The sequence below is a fragment of the Massilia sp. CT11-108 genome (assembly GCF_047302915.1).
Classification (GTDB): Bacteria; Pseudomonadota; Gammaproteobacteria; order Burkholderiales; family Burkholderiaceae_D; genus Telluria; species Telluria orientalis.
Window position 1 is genome coordinate 1 of sequence record NZ_JBKYMO010000771.1, and the last position, 1,885, is coordinate 1,885.

Here is a 1,885-nt window from a genome sequence, read left to right on the forward strand (position 1 = left end):
TCGACCTCAAGCTGCGCAAGGATTCTTCAGCCGACATCCACCAGTGGTTCCACTTCCGCCTGCAGGGCGCGCGCGGCGCGGTTGAACAGCATCAGGTGGCCGTCGGCGTCGCACGCGACCACGCCCACGTCCACCGTTTCCAGCACGGCGTCCAGCAATTCCTGCTTCTGGCGCAGGGCCTGCTCGGCCGCCTCGCGCAGGCGCATCGTCAGTTCGAGGGCGGCGTTCTTGTCCTGCAGTTCGCGCGTGCGGTTGGCGACCAGCACGTCGCGGTTCAATTCGTCCTGCACCAGTTGCGCGAGGTCGCGCAGCATGCGCCGGTCGGCGTCGCCGAACGTGCGGGGACGCCTGTCGATGATGCACAGGGTGCCGAGCGGCTGGCCGTCCACGCTGTGCAGCGGCTGGCCGGCATAGAAGCGGATACGGGGCGTGCCCGTCACGTGCGGGTGCGCGGCGAACCGCTCGTCGAGGAGCGTGTCCGGGACGACCAGCATGTCGTCCAAAGCGATGGCATGGCTGCAGAAGGCGAGCGAGCGCGGCGTTTCGCAGTAGTCGAGGCCTGCCTGCGACTTGAACCACTGGCGCTCGCGGTCGACGAGCGACACGAGGGCGATCGGGACGTCGAACGCGGCGGTGGCGAGGCGGGTGAACCGGTCGAACCGGTCTTCGCGGGGCGTGTCGAGCAACCCCAGCGCGTGAAGGGCCTGGAGGCGTGCTTCTTCAGCGAGATCTTGTTGACTGAGCATGGGCATCCTTGATCGGCGAAGCACGCAGCCTGTGCAGCAAATTCTATCCGATTATCACCAATCTGTGCGATAGAGCCACATTCGTTGCATCCCGGGTACACCCCGTGCCGTCGTAAAACTTTGAAAACATTCTACTTCGAAATAATTGATGAGAATTCACCTTTTATGCATAATCCATGCGGACTGCTGCACAAATGACACACTGCATTGCCACATGATCGCACCGTGTGGGAGCGAACCGGGCGGCGGCATCGTGGTCGCGAAGTGCCTGTCGGAAAGTAAAGATTTTCCATCCGGAATTTGAATCGTCGCATCGGCAACACGGGGCAAACGAAATCTCTCGAAAACTCATCTTTCGCTTGCCCAGCGAAACAATCTGACCCTATTCTTCCCGTTCGCGGTTCACCCGCGGAGAGTCTGCCCGGAATGACAACGGACGAGAAGACATGACGCATAACGACACGGGCAATGTCGAGGTGACCCTCGACGAAGTCTTGATCACGCACGAACTCGCACGCCGCCCGGCGCGTGCACCCGATCACCGCGCGGAGAGCCGCGCCCTCACGCTGCTCGGCCAGGAGCTCGTGACCCATCCGCGCGGCGTCCTGCAGCGGCTTGCCGAACTCGCGCTGCAGCTGTGCCGCGCCGGCACCGCCGGCGTCAGCATTCTCGAACATGGCGCGAAGGGCGACGTGTTCCGCTGGCACGCGATGGCCGGCGTGTATGCGAACGCGGTGGGCAGCGCAGTGCCGCGCGGGGACAGCCCGTGCGGCGCCGTCATCGAACGCAATACGACCTTGCTGTTCGACGGGCCCGGGCGCCGCTTCGCCTCGCTGCGCTGCGACGGCCCGCCGCTGCTCGAATGCCTGCTCGTACCCTGGGCGATCGACGACCAGCCGATCGGCACGGTCTGGATCCTCTCCCACGATCCCGAGCGCCAGTTCGATGCCGAGGATGCGCGCCTGCTGGCGGAACTGTCGTCCTTTGCCGCCGCGGCGCACCAGGTCGTGAAGGCGCTGGACGAGGCGCAGGCGGCAAGCCATGTCGAGCGCGGTCTCGCGACGCTGCGCCACCATGTCGAAACGCGTGCCGGGGGCACCGCCGAAGCCGCGCTGCTGGCCAGTCCCGCCATCCTGCGG

At 65.3% G+C, this 1,885-nt stretch carries 1 protein-coding gene and 2 pseudogenes; 2 read left to right on the top strand and 1 reads right to left on the bottom strand.

Annotated features, from left to right (window positions below):
- Nucleotides 1-59: 59 nt before the first annotated feature.
- A pseudogene (locus tag ACEN88_RS30480) lies at nt 60-182 on the top strand (hypothetical protein); the annotation flags it as partial.
- A 117-nt stretch (nt 183-299) separates the two neighbouring features.
- Here ACEN88_RS30480 and ACEN88_RS30485 read toward each other — a convergent pair.
- Nucleotides 300-752 (bottom strand): annotated as a pseudogene (locus ACEN88_RS30485) (GAF domain-containing protein); the annotation flags it as partial.
- Between the two features lie 440 nt (nt 753-1,192).
- On the opposite strand from ACEN88_RS30485, the gene ACEN88_RS30490 reads away from it, so the two are divergent.
- A partial coding sequence (locus ACEN88_RS30490) for a GAF domain-containing protein (protein WP_413345742.1) occupies nt 1,193-1,885 on the top strand: 693 nt, incomplete at its 3' end.